The following is a 16,285-nucleotide window of genomic DNA, read 5'->3' as shown; positions in this document are numbered from 1 at the left end:
CCACGAAGGCCCCGCGCCGGCCGCGAGAGGGCACGGGGACGGTGCACGCCCGGAACCCCGGGGCTTCAGCGCGGGATCCGGGCCGGATCGCCTCCGGGCTTCCGGCTCGGTCGGGAATCAGTCGGGAATCGCGAAGCCGATCGACAGACACAGGGCCGCGACGGCCGTCAGGGCCATGGCGGCCTGACGGACCTGACGCCAGCGCGCGCTGCGCGCGCGCTCCTCCGGGCTGGCGCCGAGCTGGAGCTCGTCGTCGAAGCCCTTCACGAAGGATTCGAAACTCGGGAAGGCGCGCCGCGCGAGCCAGATCCACACGCCGACGGCGATCAGGCCGAGGACCCAGCCGCCGTAGGTAAACGCATCGTCCAACATCCGGCGCAGCCCTCGAGACGACGCCCCCCTCGCGACTTATTCTACGGGAAGTTGCGAAGATTGCCTAGGCGGAAGAAGGGCTTCCGGTGGCGGTTCCGTGTTTCCGAACGTGTCTCGCCGGGACCGATCGGGTGCCGGTCCGGCCGCGTCCCCGTCGCGCGTCCGTCACGGCCCCGTCGGGTTCCTGTCGCTCCCCTGTCAGTCTCTTGTCAGTCTCTCTCGCGGCCGAGGGCGTAGAGGGTGATGGCGGCGGCGTTCGAGACGTTGAGGCTGCGGATCGCGCCCGAGAAGGGGATCCGGGCCAGGACGTCGCAGCAGCCCCGGGTCCGCTCGCGCAGGCCCTTGCCCTCGGCGCCCAGCACGATCACCAGCGGCCGCGCGATCGTCAGCGCGTCGAGGCTCTCGGGCGCGTCCGAATCGAGGCCGACCCGGGTGAAGCCGCGCTCGCCCAGGGCGATCAGGGCCTCGGCGAGGTTCCGGACGGTCACGAAGGGCACGTGCTCCAGGCCGCCGGAGGCGGATTTCGCCAGGACCCCGGTGGCGCCCGGCGCGTGGCGCGCCGTGGTGACGATCCCGGCGACCCCGAAGGCCGCGGCGGTGCGCACGATCGCCCCGACATTGTGCGGGTCCGTGATCTGGTCGAGCGCCAGCAGCAGCGCGTCGGCGGGCAGGTCGTCGAGGCCGGGCGCGGGCAGGGGCTCGGCCTCCAGGTACAGGCCCTGGTGGACGGCGTCCGGGCCGAGCAGGCGGCCGATGTCGCTCGGCCGCACCAGCTCCGGGGCGATCCGCACGGCGCCGCCGAACTCGGCCTCCAGCCGCGCGGCCGCGTTCTCGGTGGCGAGCAGCCGGTGCAGGCCGCGCTGGGCGTTGCCCAGGGCCTGCACCACGGGATGCCACCCGTAGAGCACGGTCGGCCCGTCGCCGCCCTCCTCCCACGGGCGGGACGCCCCGCCCGGGCGACCTCCGGACCGGGGGGCGGGGCGCCGGGGCCCGTGCGGGCGGGGCCGGGCGGGGCGTCCGCCGGGCGGCCGGGCGTCGTCGCGGCGATCCGTCATCGGGCCGCGATCGGCGAAGGGGCCCTGGGTCGGGCGAGGCTGGGTCGGGCGAGGCTGGGCCAGACGAATTCGGGCAAGGGGGGCATCGGCGCGCTCTTCTCTGAGGGCCCTGTCGGAAGGAGCCGAGAAACCGGGCGGCATCGCGCGCGTCAAGCCGGCATCACACCGGGAACTGCCGGCAGCCCTCGGGGATCCAGGGCCAGGACGACCGACGGAGCGCGCCGGCACGGCACCGGATTCCGTCGCCGACCCGTCAAGTCGGGACGGTCCTCCCGCGTAGGAATGTGGAAAACGAACTCATATTCCCTTTGTGACCTGTGCATGTGCGGGCGCGACACGGTCGTTCGTCAGAACGAACGGGCTGGTCCGCAGTAGGAAGATTATCTGGACGAATCTCTCAGAGAGTCAGTTCAGCAAGTTATATGGGGTGGCGAATTCCGCATCTGTGCCAGGGCCTTGGCCTGCGTTCGCGCATTCGACTCTGCGCCGGCCCGCATCGGACTCTGCGTCGCGGCGTATCCGATTCTGCGCCCGGGCGGCCGGTCGGCGTATCGGAATCTGCGCGGCGGCGTATCCGATTCGGCGCGAATCCGGGCCCGGAGCGGTGAATAACGGGGACGGACACCGAGCGGTCCCGCGTATCGGACTCTGCGTGGGATCGCCGGGGGAGCGGGGCCCGTATCGAACTCTGCGCGTGCCGGCCCGGGAGCCGGCCGTGAAGGGAGCAGTGTCGGCCCGCTTTCCGGCGCGTCCCCGCGACCGGGGAAGCGTGGATTGCCGGGACAAGGCCGATCGGACGGGGGCCGCGGCGGGCGAATCGTGGCATGGCAGGATCGGGCCGTCCGTCCGCCTGGCGGATCGACGGCCCGTGTACCGCGGGCCGAGGGGCGATGAGCATCGAGGAGAAGATCGCCGGGATCCACGACCCGGACCTGCGGGCCGAGATCGAGGCGGCGCGCGGCGGCTTCCTGTTCGCGCAGATCGTCGAGCACGTCCTGCACCGTCAGCGCGAGCGCGATGCCCAGGCCGCCCTCCTGGGGGAGGAGGAGAGCCGCCGGGCCGGGCTGTCCCGCGACCAGCGCCGCCGCGACGCGGTGCGCCTCGTGATCGAGAACGAGCCGGCCGTCCCGTCGAGCCTCCAGCACATCCACTCGGTCCTGGCGCTGTGCGGCCTGCCCTACCGGGACCCCGGGCCGGTGCGGGAATTCTCCCGCAGCTACGGCCGCAACTCGCTCAACCTGATCGCCGGCCGGATCAAGGACCCAGAGACCGGCGCCTTCGAGCCCCAGGGGCTGCCCTACGGCCCGAAGGCCCGGCTGGTGCTGCTGCACCTCTGCACCGAGGCCGTGCGCCAGCGCAGCCCCACCGTGAAGGTGGCCGAGACCCTGTCGGGCTTCATGCGGGAGATGGGCTTCGCGGTCACGGGGGGCGAGCGGGGCACCATCCGCCAGTTCAAGGAGCAGCTGAACCGGCTGGCCGCCTGCTCCATGCAGATCGGCCTCTGGGACGGGCGCGACAGCGCGACCACCCTCAACGTCCCGCCGTTCCGCAGCCTGGAACTGTGGCGCCCCCGCGCCGGGGAGGGGGACGACGAGGCCGGCCGCACGGTGCGCTTCGATCCCGAATTCTACGAGACCCTGATCCGGCACGCCCTGCCGGTGGACCTGCGGGCGGCCCGGGCCTTCTCGGGCTCGGCGCGCAAGCTCGACCTGCTGTTCTGGACCGGCTACCGCCTGCGGTCCCTGCAGCGGCCGCTCCGCCTGACCTGGGCCAACCTCCACGCGCAGTTCGGGGCCGAGAACGCCTCGATCCGCAGCTTCCGCCAGGCGTTCAAGGCCGATCTCGCGCATCTGCGCGAGGTGTTTCCGCGGCTGCCGCTGGTGCTCGACGACGGCGGGCTGACCCTGCACCCGGCCGATCCCAGCACGCTGCTCGTGCCGCCTCGCCCTGCGGCTAAGGGAATACGGAAGCGCCTCAAGGAATAGAACAGGGATCGCTGCCTCTCATTCCCTCAGGGAATGGCTGCCTGACGGAATATGTGACGGTGGCTATTCCCTGAATGGCGCGGAATGAGATATGTGTTCCGTCCGCCTGGAAGGAACATCACGTGGCCCTGTCGGATTCCGAGATCGCGGCGCGGCTCGCCGCGCTGCGACGCCAGCGCGAGGCGCTCGATCGGGAGATCGCCGATCTCGTCCTCTACCAGGAGCTCGGCCGCCGGCTCGCGGCCGGCGGAGCGGACGCGCGGCCGGACCCGGCCCCGAAGCCCGAACCGCCGGCAGGGCCACGCCGAGACCCGGCCGACGAGCCGCCGCGGGGGCGGGACGTACGGGACGTCCTAGAGGCCCGGTCCGGATCGCTTGCCGACGCGGCGGGCGCGGACCCCGGGCACTGGGGCGCGCGGGCCGGTCCGGCGGCGCGGTCCGCGGGGGCGCCCGGTCCCGTCGGCGCCGCCGGACCGATCCCGCCGGCGATCGCCTTCACGGAGGACGCCGCCGGCGCCCGCCGCTACGGCCGGGCCTTGGTGCAGGCGGCCTGCGCGGCGATCGCGCGGGCGGGCCGGCCGCTGCACGCGGCCGAGATCCTGGAGGTGCTCGCCGGGCAGGGCTTCACCCTTCCCGGCCGGGATCCGGTGGCGGCCCTCAACACGCGCCTGTGGAAGCGGTCCGGGCCGGGCGGCCCCCTGAACCGGGTCGCCGAGGCCACCTACGCCCTGGCATCCATCCCGGGATCCGCCCCGGCATGGCCGGGGCCGGAGCCCGCCTGAGGGGCGCCGGTCACGAAGACGTGAGGCCGGACCCCGCCGGCTCCCCCATATTGGGGGGGCGCCGCGACGGGCGATCTGCTTGGCTGCGCGCCGGCAGACGGCGTCCCGGCCGGGGAGGACGTGCATGGACAGGATCGGCCGTGATCGGATGATCGGGCGGGCGCGATGACCGCGGCGCTCGCCGCGCCGGCCACGCAGGTCTGCGCCTTCATGCTCGGCTGCGCGCTGATCCACGTCGCCCGCGGCCACGCCGATCTGATCACGCGGCTCCTCGCCGTCACGGCGGTCGGCGCGGCCGTGCTGGTGCTTCTCGTCGCTTCCCTCGACTACGCGCCGGAAGGCGGAACCTTCGACGAGGTCACCGTCTACGCGGCCTCCTGATCCGGCCGCCCGATCCGGCCGCTTGGCCCATCAGGGGCCGCTCAGTTGACCAGGCAGAAGCCCTGACCGGTGCCGATCCGGCGCTCCTGCGCGCACCAGGGCTTGGACGCGCCGGGGCCGGTCGCCGGAACCTTCAGGCTGGCGGTCGTCTGCGCGGGGTCGGCGGCGGTGCCGCGGAGGGTGAGGCTGCCGACGGGCACCCGGCCGGGCGCGGGCCGGAGCGCGACCGGATCGGGGCCGGCCTCCGCTCGCGATCCCGGCGCGACCGCGCCGTCCGGTGCCGGGAGCGCGGGGCTCGCCGCCACCGGTTGCACCGGGTCGGGCGGGCTCAGGGTCGCGAGGCCGGGCATGTCCTGCGCCGCCGCGGCGCCGCACAGGACCAGGCAGGCGGCCGAGGCCGCAAGGAACCTGATCATCGACGAAGCTCCTGACGAGAACCATTCCGCCGGCCGGTCCCGCGGGCCGGACCTGCCGTGAGGCTGAGTCTGGCCTCCCGCTCGTTAAAGGGGCGCGAAGATTCAGGATTAACCGGTTTTGAAGATCGCCGTCTCCCCGGAGGCGGACAGCCTTGACGGCCCGCGCGGCGGGCCGCCGTCGTCCGGGAATGGAGGCCCGGCGACCGGGTGCGGACGCGGCGCGGAGCCGCTCCCGATCGCGCCGGGAACGGCTCCGTGCCGTCGTTTCGGGCCGTCGGTTCGGGCCGTGTCGCCGCGAACCGCCCCGGGTGGGCGGCGCGCCCTCCGCCCGACGGGTCTCGCCGCCGGCGGAGGGCGCCAGGGTCCTCAGTGCGCCGGGGCCGCCACCGCGGCGGCGAGCCGGTCGTGCGGGACACCCGACCCGCCCACCACCGCGATCCGGCTGCCGCCGGCGCTGCGCCGGCTCGCCCAGTCGCCGATCATCTCCAGGCAGGTGTGGTCGATGGCCGCGAGGTTGTCGGTGGCGAGGCGGACCTCGCCGCCCGCGGGGGTCCGCTCCAGGGCCGCCGTGAGGCTCGGCAGCTGCAGGAAGGTCGCCGCCCCCGACAGGCGCAGCTCCGGCACGCCGGGCACTTCGGGGGCCGCCGCGTGCTCGATCCGGAGCCGTCCCTTGCGCAGGCTTGGCAGGGCCTGGATCAGGCTCAGGGCGAGGCCGGTGAGCACCCCGGTGAGCAGGTCCACCGCCACCACGGTGGCCATCGTGGCGAGCCAAATCGCCGCGGTCAGCCAGCCGTAGCGGGCCTGCAGGTGCAGGGCGTGGGCCGGGCTCGCCAGCCGCCAGCCGGTGACCACCAGGATGCCGGCGAGGCTCGCGGTCGGCACCAGGGCCAGCAGCCAGGGCAGCACCAGCAGGAACGCCAGGATCCAGGTCCCGTGCATCACCGTGGCGGCGCGGCTGACGGCGCCCGCCTGCACGTTGGCCGAGGAGCGCACGATCACCCCGGTCATCGGCAGCGCGCCGGCGAGCCCGCAGATCAGGTTGCCGATGCCCTGCGCGCCGAGTTCGCGGTTGAACTGGGTGCGGGGGCCGTCGTGCATCCGGTCGACGGCGGCCGCCGAGAGCAGGCTCTCGGCGCTGGCGATCACCGCGATGACCAGGGCCATGATCAGGATCTCGGCCTCGGCGAGGCGCGCCCAGGATTCGGCCGCCGGCAGGGCGAGGCCGGAGAACAGGGCCTCCGGCACCGCCACGCGCTTGACGGCGAGATCCCCGAATCCCGCCACGAGGCTGCCCGCCAGCACGCCGACGAGCGCCCCGGGCAGGAGCCGGAGCCGCGCCGGGCGCAGCCGCTCCCAGGCGATCATCGCCGCGATGGTGATCCCGCCGACGATCACGGCCCCGGTGCGGTCGCCCGTGCCGCTGACGAAGTTGAAGAACGCGGCCGGGATCGCCACGAGGTTGTCGAGGCCGCTCGCCCGGGGGAGGGCGTCGGTCAGGACGTGGATCTGGGCCAGCACGATCAGGATCCCGATGCCGGCCAGCATGCCGTGCACCACGGCCGGCGAGATCGCCCGGAACCAGCCGCCGACCCGCAGGGCGCCGGCGACGAGCTGGACGAGGCCCGCCACCACCAGGACGGGACCCAGGGCGTCGAGACCGTGCGCCTGCACGAACCCGTAGACGATCACGGCGAGCCCGGCGGCGGGCCCGCTGACCTGGAGCGGCGAGCCGGCGAGGAGGCCGACCACGATGCCGCCGACGATGCCGGTGATGAGGCCGCGCTCCGGCGGCACGCCGGACGCGATGGCGATGCCCATGCACAGGGGCAGCGCCACCAGGAAGACCACCACGGAGGCGGGCAGGTCCCGGGCGAGGCTCGCCCGGACGGCGCCGTCCGGGGCGAGGGCGCTCTGCAGGCTCGTGGTCAGGCGGCCGGGGGCGCGCATGGTCAGGCCGCCTGCAGGCGGCTGCTGGCGGAGGAATCCTGCGCCACGGGCATGTCGGCCCCGGCGATCGGCCGGAATTGCCCGCTCGCGCCGTCGTAGGCCAGGAGGGCACCGGTCTCGATCTCGAAGAACCAGCCGTGCAGCCGCAGGGATCCCTTGGCCAGGGCGGCGGCGACGCTCGGATGGGTGCGCAGGTTGGCGAGCTGGACCACCACGTTCTCCAGGGCCAGGGCGTGGTGGCGGGCCTGCGCGTCCATCCCCTCCGGATAAGCCTCGCAGACGATCCGCTCGGCGGCCTCGGCGTGGCGCAGCCAGGCGGCGACGCTGGGCATCCGCTTGAGCAGGTCCCGGTTCATCAGCCCCTTCATGGCGCCGCAATCCGAGTGGCCGCAGACCACGATGTCGCGCACGCCGAGGGCCACCACGGCGTACTCGATCGCCGAGGAGACGCCGCCGACCACGTCGGAGGCCGGGGGCACGATGTTGCCGGCGTTGCGGCAGACGAACAGGTCTCCGGGTCCCGCCTGGGTGATGTGCTCGGGCGAGACCCTGGAATCCGCGCAGGCGATGATCAGCGCGCTCGGGTGCTGACCGTCGCGCACCAGCTGCTGGTACATCTGCCGCTGGCCGGGGAAGACGCTGCCCTGGAAGCTGGCGATGCCCTGGATGAGGTTGTTCATGAAGGGTCCCTGAGGCTGGGAGAACCGGAAGGCGAGAACGGGGAAGGGCGATGCGCCGGAGTGCGCCTGCCGGACGGCGGCGCGGGACGGGAGCGCGGAGCGGTCTCCCGTCGGCTCCGCCCGGCCGGAGGGGCCGGGCGGCGGGTCTCGGTGTCGGGTGATGTGTCGGGTGTCGCGTCGGGTGTCGCGTCGGAGGCCCGGCCTCCGACGTCTCAGCGACGGACCCGGCGGCGCTCCGCGGTTCCGGAGGCCCAGTGCGGGTCGACAACCTGGCCGCGCGCCACGGTGGCCCCGGCCCTGTCGTGAATCATCGGCGCCCCGAGGAGCTGCCCGGACCCGGAGCGCTGCGAGTGCAGCGAGCGCGGGTCGTGGTGCGGGTCGTTGATGTAGGAACTCATGTGGCCGCCGCCGGCGGCCTGCCGGCTCCCGCCGCCGCCTTCGCCCGCCTGCGCCGCCAGGGGCGCTCCGAGGATTCCGACCACGAGGCCGAGGGCGAGGCCGAAGGCGGGACCGGCCGCGTGGCCGCGAACCGGGAGATGTCGGGACTGGGTGCGGGACTGGATCATGACGTTTCCTCGCTGTTCGACTTGTGGCGAGGGACACCGCATCCCTGCCGATAAGTCGACCCTAGTCTACATTTTCGGAATAGCGTGTGCGCATCGGCACATTGTATCTACGAAAGCTTTAATCCGTGGCGTAAGTACTATCGTGTGCGTCCGCGCACGTCTTTGTCCATCTTGAGAGAGGGGCCGGGATTAAGGACAGGTCTGGCGCCGACGGCGCGGAGCGTGTCCTTCCGGCGCGAGTCCGCGGCGCGCAGGGCCGCGCGGCCGCCCTCGCACCGCGGACGCGCGCGCTGTCGGGTGCGGTCGGGACGACGGTCGCCCGGGCCGGAGCGGGGTCAGGCCCGTCCGGTGTGGAGACGCGTCGCGGGCAGGGGATTGGCCGCCACGTAGACGAGGCCGCCGGCCTCGTAGGTGAGGCTGGCGGTCCTGCCTCCGGCGAGGCCCCGCTCGAGCAGGCGGGTGCCGAACCCCCTCCGCGACGGCGAGACGACCGGCGGGCCGCCGCACTCGCGCCAGGTCAGCCGCAGGGTCTCGGTGTCCGGACCCGCCTCCACCGTCCAGGCCAGCGCGGCCCGCCCGCCCGGAACCGACAGGGCGCCGTGCTTGACCGCGTTGGTGCACAATTCGTGCAGGATCATCGTGAGCGCGAGGGCGCCCTCGGGCGGCAGCCGCAGGTCGGGGCCGTCCAGGGTGATGCGCGGGGTGTTCGCACCCGGAGCGTCCCGGTCCGCAGGGTCACGATCCGAAGTCTCCCGACCGGAGGAATCCCGGTTCGACGGATCGCCGCCCGCGGGGTCCGGACCCAGGAAGGGCCGCACCGCCTGGGCGGCGATGCCGCGCAGATCCGCGCTCGCCCAGCTCTCGCGGGTCAGGATGTCGTGGGCGCGCGACAGGGCGAGGAGCCGCGCCTCGAAGGCGTCGCGCCCGGCCGCCGCGCCGGCGCCCAGATTCTTCAGGCTCTGCGCCGCCATCGCCTGCACGGTGGCGAGGGTGTTCTTCACCCGGTGATTGAGTTCGTCGATCAGCAGCCGGTGGGTCTCGGCGCGCCGGGCCCGCTCGTCCGCCGCCGCCGCGAGGGCGTCGGCGATCGTCGCGCCCTCGCGCACGAGGGAGCGGGGCAGCGTCGGCAGGGGCTGGTCGCGGCCCAGGGTCTCGGCGGCGACCGCCAGATCCAGCAGGGGGCGGGCGATCAGGCCCGCGAGCAGCCACGCGAGCAGCGCCGCCGCGAGGGCCACCGCGCTGCCCGCCGCCAGGATGCCCCCGCGCAGGGCCGCCACCGAGGTCAGGGCCCGGTCGGCCGTCTGCCGCACCACCACCTGCCAGCCGAGGCCCGGATAGTCGCGGTGGCCGGCCGTGGACGCGCGGGCGCTGAGATACGCGGCGTCGTCCGGCCAGGGGCCGACCCGGCTCGTGCCCTCCGGATCGAGGGGCCGGCCGCCCGCCAGGACCGAGCGGGGCAGGGGGGCGCCCTGCAGGGCGGGCGGCCCGAGGAGCACGGTGCCGTCGCGGGACAGGATCAGGATCTCGGCGCCCTGGCGGTGGCCCCGGAGGCCAGCCTCGAGGATGCGGGCCATGTCGCGCGCCCAGGTCCAGTCGAGATGGGCGGCCAGCACCCCGAGGACGCGGCCGTCCGGCGCCCGCACCGGCGCCGCGACGTCGAGGAGCCGCAGGGGCTCGCGCGACGCCGCGCGCGCGGCGGCCTCGTCCGGGGGCATCAGCGCCTCGAGGAGCTTGGCCGGGTGCACGTCGCCCACGTAGGGGCCCGCGCGGCCGCCGCGGAAATAGTCGCGGCCGGAGACGTCGGCGCCCTCCAGGGCGCCGGTGCTGGTGACGGAGAAGCGCCCGTCGGCGTCGATCAGCCCGATGATCGAGTAGGCCGGGTAGGTCGCCTGGAGCCGCTCCATCACGGCGCGCTTGGCGGCCGTTCCGGTCCCGGGATCGCGCAGACTGTCCGAGGCGGCGGCGATCTGGATGTCGCGCCAGCGCTCGAACATCCCGATATCGAGGCCCCGGGCCATCTGACCGGCGATCTCGGCGAGCTGGCCGCCGACCTCCGCCTCGAGCCGTCGGGTCGCCTCGCGGCTCACCAGGGCGGCGAGCGTCAGGGTCGTCAGGAAGCCGAGCGTGCCGAAACCCAGGGCCAGCACGACGCGCAGCCGCGGCGCGCGCCACCGGTCACGCCATCCGCCGCGGCGGCCGGCCCGGTCCGCGGGGCCGGCGCAGGGCGCCGCAAGGGATTCCGATCGCGCGACCGCTTGCATCCGATCTCCCTGGGATCGGCCGGCTCCCGGTGGAGGGAGATCGTGCCCGCGATCCCGTCTCAGCACGCGGGGCAGGCCTCAGCAAGGCGGAAACGGGCCTCGGCGATGCAGAATTTCTATCGGGAGTTGCAAATCTGCACGCCGTCGTCCCCCCGGCGTCTGGGTGCAGTCCGGGCTGCCGGCCGGGGCCTCAGTCCTCGAGAAGGGCGTGGGCCGCCCGGACCAGGAGCCCGCCCGGCCGGCGCAGGGCGTCGAGCACCGAGAAGTGCTCGGCCCCGGGGACCGGCAGCAGGGAGCCGGGGGCGTGGGCCGCCGCCCGCAGGGCGTGCAGGTTGCGGGCGTCGTGGATCAGCGCCGGCAGTTCGCGGGAGCCGTAGGCGATGCAGAGCGGCTTCGCGATCACCGGGAGCCGCAGGGGCGACAGGGTCTCGATCTCGCCGTCGGTGAGGCTCAGCTTGGCGTCCAGGGAGGTCTGGCGGATCGGCGCGAGGTCGTAGACGCCGGAGATCGCCAGGCCCGCCGCCACCGCCGGATGGCCGAGCTGCATCGCGGTGAGCAGCCCGCCCGCCGACCAGCCCGACAGGATCAGGGGACCGCGGATCCCGCGCGCGGCCCCGTGGGCGGCCAGCCAGTCGAGGGCCGCGCCGATCTCCGCCACGATCCGGGAAAGGCCCGCCTCCGGCGCCAGGGTGTAGCCGACCATCGCCACCGACCAGCCGGCGGCGTTCGGGCCCTCCGCGAAGCAGGCGAACAGCTCCCGGGCGCCCCGCTGCCAGTAGCCCCCGTGGATGAAGACCAGGCAGGGCGCCGCCGCGTCCCGCGCCGGGTAGAGGTCGAGGGCGTTGCGGGCGCCGGGGCCGTAGGGCACGTCGAGGCCGGCCGGATGCGCCGCCCGATAGGCGGCCGAGGCCGCGTCCCGGGCGGCCACCTGGGCGGCGCTGTCGGCCACCGCGCGGGTGTTGTCGTAGCAGGCGTCCCGCGCCTCCTGCGCGAGGGTGTCCCAGCGGCGGCGCGGATCCGCGGGGGTCGGATCGTCCAGGCGGAACTCCAGCACCATCGTGTCCGTCTCGGGCCGCTGCGGTCGCCCGCACCATGGCAGGCGGCCGGGCCCGGGTCGAGGCGGTTCAGAAGCCGGGCGCGGCACCCGGGACGGTGCCGTCGTAGCCCCAGCCCGTGAGCGGCGGCGCCGCGACCCGCTCGCGCGTCGCCGGGGCGACCGTGCGGGCGAGGGGCCGGGGCCGCTGCCAGACCCGCCAGAGCGGCCGGTCGCGCGCCGCCATGCGGGCGAGGGTCAGGTCCATGTCGGAGGCCGCGCGGTGATGCGGTCGCCCGGCAGGGGGCGCGGCCTGCCGGCGGGCCTCGGCCGGGGCGGCCAGCAGCGGAGCCGTCGGCAGGAGGAGCGTCGGCAAGAGGAGCGTCGACAGGAGGACGGCGAGGATCGGGGCGGGACCGGGACGCATGGTCGGGGCTCCGGGACGAGCGGGCCGAAGGGGCCCTACCCGGCGGCTACGCCCGAACGTCGTCCCGGTTCCGGAGCGGCGCCGGCCGGGCCGGGCATTGCCCTGGATCCCCGGAAGGCCGAGAACTCCGGCGGACGCCGCGTCCCTCCGAAACCGATTCGGGAGGGGCGGTGTGCCGGCCGCGGCCTGGCCGAGACCCAGCCAAGACCCAGCCAAGACCTCCCTACGGCCTCCCCACGACATGGGATCCATGACAGAGTCCGCACAGACCGCCACGCCGCGCCCCGGCACGCCCGATCCGGCGGCGCTGCTCGCCGCGCTCGTCGCCTTCGACACGGTGAGCGCCCGCTCGAACCTGCCTCTGATCGACTGGGCGGAGGCCTATTGCCGCGACCTCGGCGCCGCGGTCGAGCGGGTGCCGGATCCGACGGGCCGGAAGGCGGCGCTGCTGGTCAGCGTCGGGCCGTTCGAGACGCGCCCCGGCTACGTGCTCTCCGGCCACAGCGACGTGGTGCCGACCGACGGCCAGCCCTGGTCGTCGGACCCGTTCGTCCTGCGGGAGGAGGGCGGGCGGCTCTACGGGCGCGGCACCTCCGACATGAAGGGGTTCCTCGCGGTCTGCCTCGCGCTCCTGCCCGAGATGGTCGCGGCGGAGCTCGCCACCCCGATCCACATCGCGATCTCGTACGACGAGGAGATCGGGTGCCTCGGCGTGCGCCCGCTGATCGCCCGGATGCTCGAGCGCGTGCCGCGGCCGCTCGGCTGCTTCGTGGGCGAGCCGACCGGAATGGACGTGGTGGTCGGCCACAAGGGCAAATCGGCCGCCCGCCTCACCTTCCGCGGCAAGGCCAGCCACTCGGCCCTGGCGCCCCAGGGGGTCAACGCGGTCGAGTACGCCGCCCGCTTCATCGAGCATGTCCGCCTGTCGGCGGAGGCCATCGCCCGGGACGGCGCCCGCGACGCGCTCTACGACGTGCCCCACACCACCGGCCTGTCGAGCGTGGTCCGGGGCGGATCGGCGCTCAACATCGTGCCCGACAGCTGCAGCGTCGAGTTCGAGTACCGGGCGATCGGCGCGGACGATGCCGCCGCGCTGGCGGCGTCCGCGATCGCCTACGCCACCGGGACGCTGGCGCCGCTGATGCGGGCCGGCGATCCGGCCTGCGGCGTCGCGGTCGAGCCGCTGATCGATTATCCGGGCCTCGACACCGATCCGGAGGCGGCGATCGTGACCCTGGCCAAGCGCCTCGCGGGCCGCAACGGCCACGCCAAGGTCTCGTACGGCACGGAGGGCGGGCTGTTCGAGCGGCTCGGCGGCGTGCCGGCCGTGGTGATCGGGCCGGGCTCGATCGCGCGCGCCCACCGGGCGGACGAGTACGTCACCCGGGACGAACTCGCGGCCTGCGCGGGCTTCGTGCGGCGGCTGATCGGCGCCTGCGTGACCGGCTCCGCGGCGGCGTCCCAGGGTGCGCTCCCGGGCTGAACCGGCCTCCGCGCCGGTCGGGCGCGCCGCCGGTCCGCGGAGCCTCCGCCGCGCGGCGCGATCTCACCAGGGCGATCTCACGAGGGCGATCTCACCAGGGGATGCGGCCGAAGCGGTCGACCAGCCGCCGGTACTCGGCCTCGCTCTCGGCCCTCGACGTCCCGCCCTGGCCGACATCCGAGCTTCCGGAGCCCGGATGCACGAGGCGGCACACCAGCGGCAGGACGAAGCCGTGGCGCGCGAGCTGCACGTTGGGGCCGCCGAGCTGGAGGACGTTGGCGAGCCACGGGCGGACCAGGGCCGCGTGCTGCAGCGTGACGGGCGCCGTCGCCTCGACGAGGTGGGCGCGGCGCAGGCCGGTCTCGGCGAGGCGGCCGAGCCACTCGTTGTCGTAGTGCCACTTCGCGGCCGGGCTGATCGCGCCGACCTGCGCGAAGGTGGTCCGCCGCATCAGCCAGCCCGACGGCGTCGCGAAGTCGTTGATCCGCACCACCTCGCCGGCCTCGTCGGTCTCGAGCTGGGTCGAGGAGACGAAATCGAAGCGGTCCAGGGCGCGGACGGCGACGCCCAGATAGGGCGGCAGCCAGCGATCGTCGTCCTCGAGGAAGCCGACGAGGTCCCAGCTGTCGTCGACGGCGGCGATGGCGGCGTTCAGCGCGGGGATCTGGCCCTTGCGCGCGCCGCGCGCGAAGGTGACCTGCGGGTGCGCGGCGAGCCGTGCCGGGATCTCGGTCCCGGGATCGGTCCCGACGAAGAAGTGGATCGTCGCCGGCCGGTCGAGCTCCTGGGCGTTGGCGCTCGCGATCGCGTGTTCCAGGAAGTACGGGCCGGCCTCTCCGGCCAGGGTCGAGGGTTTGAGCCGCGACGGCGTGATGATCGCGATTCGCATGGTCAAGGCTCGCCGGTTCTGCAGATACGGTTTGCGGTCCGGTTCCCCCGATCTGCGCGCCGTCACGCGTGATCACCGCGCGTCGACCGAGAGAGACTTGCAGAACTGGAGCCGAGACGGGACCGTGCCTGTCAAGTCTCGGCCGGTCGGTTCGGGTTGAGTTCAATAATGGTCGAAAAGATTTCGAGCTACTGTATACATCGCGATCGATCAATCGACCGAGAATCGATCCGAAATTCTGAAAATTTCCGGTGTTCCATTATTTTCGCGAAACGGCTTGAATCATTGTTGCCGCGATGCCACCCTTCGCTGGAAGAAGCGCGGCATGCCGGGCGGCGGAGCCCCTCCCGGCCGGCACCGGCCCGTCGCGGAGGAAACCTTCGCGCCGCTCGCGGCTTGGATCAGCGCCTTGGATCACCGCCTTGGATCAGCGGTCCGCACCGGGCCGGGTTGAGGGAGACCCTTCAGAGCATGGCCAGCCTCAGCGTCGCGATCGCGTTCGGCGTCCGCCTGCTCCTCGTGCTGCTGTTCCTGCCGTTCAGCGCCCTCGACAAGATCCTGAACTTCAGGGGCGCGGTCGGGCAGGCGCGGCAGGCCGTGCACGCCACCGCGCCCGCGGTGGCGCTGATCCTGATCGGGCTCTGCGTCGAGATCGGGATGTCGCTGTGCATCCTGACCGGGACCGCCGACCGGGCCGCCGCCTTCGTGCTCGCCGGCTATTGCGGGGTGACGGCGCTGCTGTGGAAGCAGTTCTGGGTGCCGGGGGATTTCTGGGCCGGGGGCAGGGGCCGCGAGCTGTTCTGGGACTTCCTGAAGAACTTCGCGCTGGCGGGCGGCTTCCTGCTCATCACCTTCGGCACCGGCGCCGGGACGGTCCAGGACTTCCTCGCCGATCCGCTCGGATCGACCCATCCCTACGCGATCGCCGACCGGGCCCGGCCGTAGCGGGGCGCGGTCTGCGCGGCTCGGCGCGGCGGGGCCCTCAGCCCTTCGGCACGGTGGCTTCCATGGACGGGCGGCGCTCGAACTCCGCGTACCAGGCGGCGACCGCCGGGCGGCCCTCCCGCCACGCGAGATCGGGGAAGCGCAGGTCCAGGTAGCCGAGCGCGCAGCCCAGCGCGACCGTGCCGATATCCAGCGCCGGCATCCCGCCGACCAGGCTCTCGAACCGGTCCAGCGCCGCGCGGATCTTGCCGACCTGACCGGCCTCCCAGGCGTCCCAGCGGTGGGGCTCGGGACGCAGCACCCGCTCGTAGCGGGTGAGCAGCGCCGCATCGAGCAGGCCGTCGGCGAGCGCCTGCCGGGTCAGCGCGTCCCAGCGGGCGGCGCCCTCGGGGAACAGGTGCGGGCCGGCGGAGAGGCCGTCGAGATACTCGCAGATCACCCGGCTGTCGTAGAGGGCTGTGCCGTCCTCCAGCACCAGGGCGGGGATCTTGCCCAGCGGATTGTGGGCGGCGACCTCCGCGGAGGGGCCGGTCGGCGAGGCCCCCGCGACGGTGACGGCGATCCGGTCGATCAGGCCCGTCTCGTGGGCGAGGACCAGCACCTTGCGGGCGTAGGGAGAGGCGGGGGAGTAGAGGAGCTTCATCGGACCGTCCCGGTTTGGTCTCAGGCGCCGTGATCGCGGCGCCGGGACCTTGCACCGATACCGCGGGGAATCCAGTCCCCGGCGCCCCGCCGGAGGCTCAGACCTTCCGGGTCACCCTGGAGCCGGCATGGACCACCCGGCTGCGGCTCCGGCCCGAGCTCGGGCGTCGCACCCGCACCCGCTGGCGCCAGACGAGGATGGCGCTCGCCACCCGATCGAGGACGAGCATGCACAGGCTGCCGACGATGGCGAGCACGCAGGCGGCCCCGATCAGGACGCCCCAGATCCCGGGGGCCGGGATGATCATCAGGCACAGGAGACCGAAGACGGCCGCGCCAGGTATCCACTTCGCCATCGCGCCGTCCGCCTGAACCAAGGGTGTCGCTCGGGCACAAGCTGCACCGAGACCCTTAAGAGGGT

The 16,285-nt window shown here is 74.0% G+C and carries 17 protein-coding genes; 5 read left to right on the top strand and 12 right to left on the bottom strand.

Annotated elements, in window-relative coordinates:
• Nucleotides 1–117 precede the first annotated feature (117 nt).
• Together ACLBX8_RS26340 and ACLBX8_RS26335 are read right to left on the bottom strand one after the other, a co-directional pair.
• Nucleotides 118–372 carry a hypothetical protein gene (locus ACLBX8_RS26340; RefSeq protein ID WP_056531298.1) on the bottom strand — a complete coding sequence of 85 codons (255 nt, stop codon included), beginning with the start codon at nt 370–372 and terminating at the stop codon, nt 118–120.
• Nucleotides 373–581: 209 nt separating this feature from the next.
• Entirely contained in the window at nt 582–1,427 is an 846-nt protein-coding gene (locus ACLBX8_RS26335; protein WP_447716022.1) for a TrmH family RNA methyltransferase, read from the bottom strand.
• Nucleotides 1,428–2,317: 890 nt separating this feature from the next.
• On the opposite strand from ACLBX8_RS26335, the gene ACLBX8_RS26330 reads away from it, so the two are divergent.
• The 3 genes from ACLBX8_RS26330 to ACLBX8_RS26320 all read left to right on the top strand — a co-directional run bounded on the left by ACLBX8_RS26330 (nt 2,318) and on the right by ACLBX8_RS26320 (nt 4,575).
• Nucleotides 2,318–3,412, top strand: coding sequence for a replication protein RepA (locus ACLBX8_RS26330; protein WP_091677303.1), 1,095 nt, complete (start codon nt 2,318–2,320; stop codon nt 3,410–3,412).
• A gap of 122 nt (nt 3,413–3,534) precedes the next feature.
• Complete coding sequence (locus tag ACLBX8_RS26325) at nt 3,535–4,194, top strand: hypothetical protein (RefSeq protein WP_447716021.1); 660 nt, start codon at nt 3,535–3,537, stop codon at nt 4,192–4,194.
• A 165-nt stretch (nt 4,195–4,359) separates the two neighbouring features.
• Complete coding sequence (locus ACLBX8_RS26320) at nt 4,360–4,575, top strand: hypothetical protein (protein ID WP_103985046.1); 216 nt, start codon at nt 4,360–4,362, stop codon at nt 4,573–4,575.
• 41 nt (nt 4,576–4,616) lie between these two features.
• Here ACLBX8_RS26320 and ACLBX8_RS26315 read toward each other — a convergent pair whose 3' ends face one another.
• The 7 genes from ACLBX8_RS26315 to ACLBX8_RS26285 all read right to left on the bottom strand — a co-directional run bounded on the left by ACLBX8_RS26315 (nt 4,617) and on the right by ACLBX8_RS26285 (nt 11,905).
• Nucleotides 4,617–4,991, bottom strand: a complete 375-nt coding sequence (locus ACLBX8_RS26315; protein WP_091926290.1) for a hypothetical protein — start codon at nt 4,989–4,991, stop codon at nt 4,617–4,619.
• 366 nt (nt 4,992–5,357) lie between these two features.
• Nucleotides 5,358–6,938, bottom strand: coding sequence for a SulP family inorganic anion transporter (locus ACLBX8_RS26310; protein ID WP_244540042.1), 1,581 nt, complete (start codon nt 6,936–6,938; stop codon nt 5,358–5,360).
• 2 nt (nt 6,939–6,940) lie between these two features.
• Nucleotides 6,941–7,618 (bottom strand): carbonic anhydrase, encoded by a 678-nt coding sequence (locus ACLBX8_RS26305; protein ID WP_020095513.1) that lies wholly within the window; start codon nt 7,616–7,618, stop codon nt 6,941–6,943.
• A 212-nt stretch (nt 7,619–7,830) separates the two neighbouring features.
• Nucleotides 7,831–8,184 carry a hypothetical protein gene (locus ACLBX8_RS26300; protein ID WP_244435330.1) on the bottom strand — a complete coding sequence of 118 codons (354 nt, stop codon included), beginning with the start codon at nt 8,182–8,184 and terminating at the stop codon, nt 7,831–7,833.
• Nucleotides 8,185–8,519: 335 nt separating this feature from the next.
• The gene (locus tag ACLBX8_RS26295; protein ID WP_447700750.1) at nt 8,520–10,445 is read right to left on the bottom strand and encodes a sensor histidine kinase; all 1,926 of its coding nucleotides are present in this window, start codon (nt 10,443–10,445) and stop codon (nt 8,520–8,522) included.
• Nucleotides 10,446–10,635: 190 nt separating this feature from the next.
• Nucleotides 10,636–11,502: an alpha/beta hydrolase gene (locus ACLBX8_RS26290; protein WP_082558081.1), complete on the bottom strand. Its 867-nt coding sequence runs from the start codon at nt 11,500–11,502 to the stop codon at nt 10,636–10,638.
• A gap of 67 nt (nt 11,503–11,569) precedes the next feature.
• Nucleotides 11,570–11,905 carry a hypothetical protein gene (locus tag ACLBX8_RS26285; RefSeq protein WP_447700751.1) on the bottom strand — a complete coding sequence of 112 codons (336 nt, stop codon included), beginning with the start codon at nt 11,903–11,905 and terminating at the stop codon, nt 11,570–11,572.
• A gap of 250 nt (nt 11,906–12,155) precedes the next feature.
• On the opposite strand from ACLBX8_RS26285, the gene argE reads away from it, so the two are divergent.
• On the top strand, nt 12,156–13,388 hold the full coding sequence (gene argE, locus ACLBX8_RS26280; RefSeq protein WP_103985050.1) for an acetylornithine deacetylase: 1,233 nt from the start codon (nt 12,156–12,158) through the stop codon (nt 13,386–13,388).
• 91 nt (nt 13,389–13,479) lie between these two features.
• On the opposite strand, the gene ACLBX8_RS26275 is transcribed toward argE, so the two are convergent.
• On the bottom strand, nt 13,480–14,277 hold the full coding sequence (locus tag ACLBX8_RS26275) for a glycosyltransferase family 2 protein (RefSeq protein WP_132367795.1): 798 nt from the start codon (nt 14,275–14,277) through the stop codon (nt 13,480–13,482).
• Nucleotides 14,278–14,748: 471 nt separating this feature from the next.
• Here ACLBX8_RS26275 and ACLBX8_RS26270 point away from each other — a divergent pair, with 471 nt between their 5' ends.
• Nucleotides 14,749–15,222, top strand: a complete 474-nt coding sequence (locus ACLBX8_RS26270) for a DoxX family membrane protein (protein WP_447683475.1) — start codon at nt 14,749–14,751, stop codon at nt 15,220–15,222.
• Nucleotides 15,223–15,259: 37 nt separating this feature from the next.
• Here the strand turns inward: ACLBX8_RS26270 and ACLBX8_RS26265 are convergent, their stop codons facing one another.
• Nucleotides 15,260–15,865 (bottom strand): glutathione S-transferase, encoded by a 606-nt coding sequence (locus ACLBX8_RS26265; RefSeq protein ID WP_447700752.1) that lies wholly within the window; start codon nt 15,863–15,865, stop codon nt 15,260–15,262.
• A gap of 97 nt (nt 15,866–15,962) precedes the next feature.
• Entirely contained in the window at nt 15,963–16,220 is a 258-nt protein-coding gene (locus ACLBX8_RS26260) for a hypothetical protein (protein ID WP_026605306.1), read from the bottom strand.
• Nucleotides 16,221–16,285: the final 65 nt, after the last annotated feature.

The sequence above is a fragment of the Methylobacterium sp. D48H genome, assembly GCF_053345715.1.
Note: the sequence above shows the minus strand (reverse complement) of the source record. Positions and strands in the feature narration are given on the sequence as shown.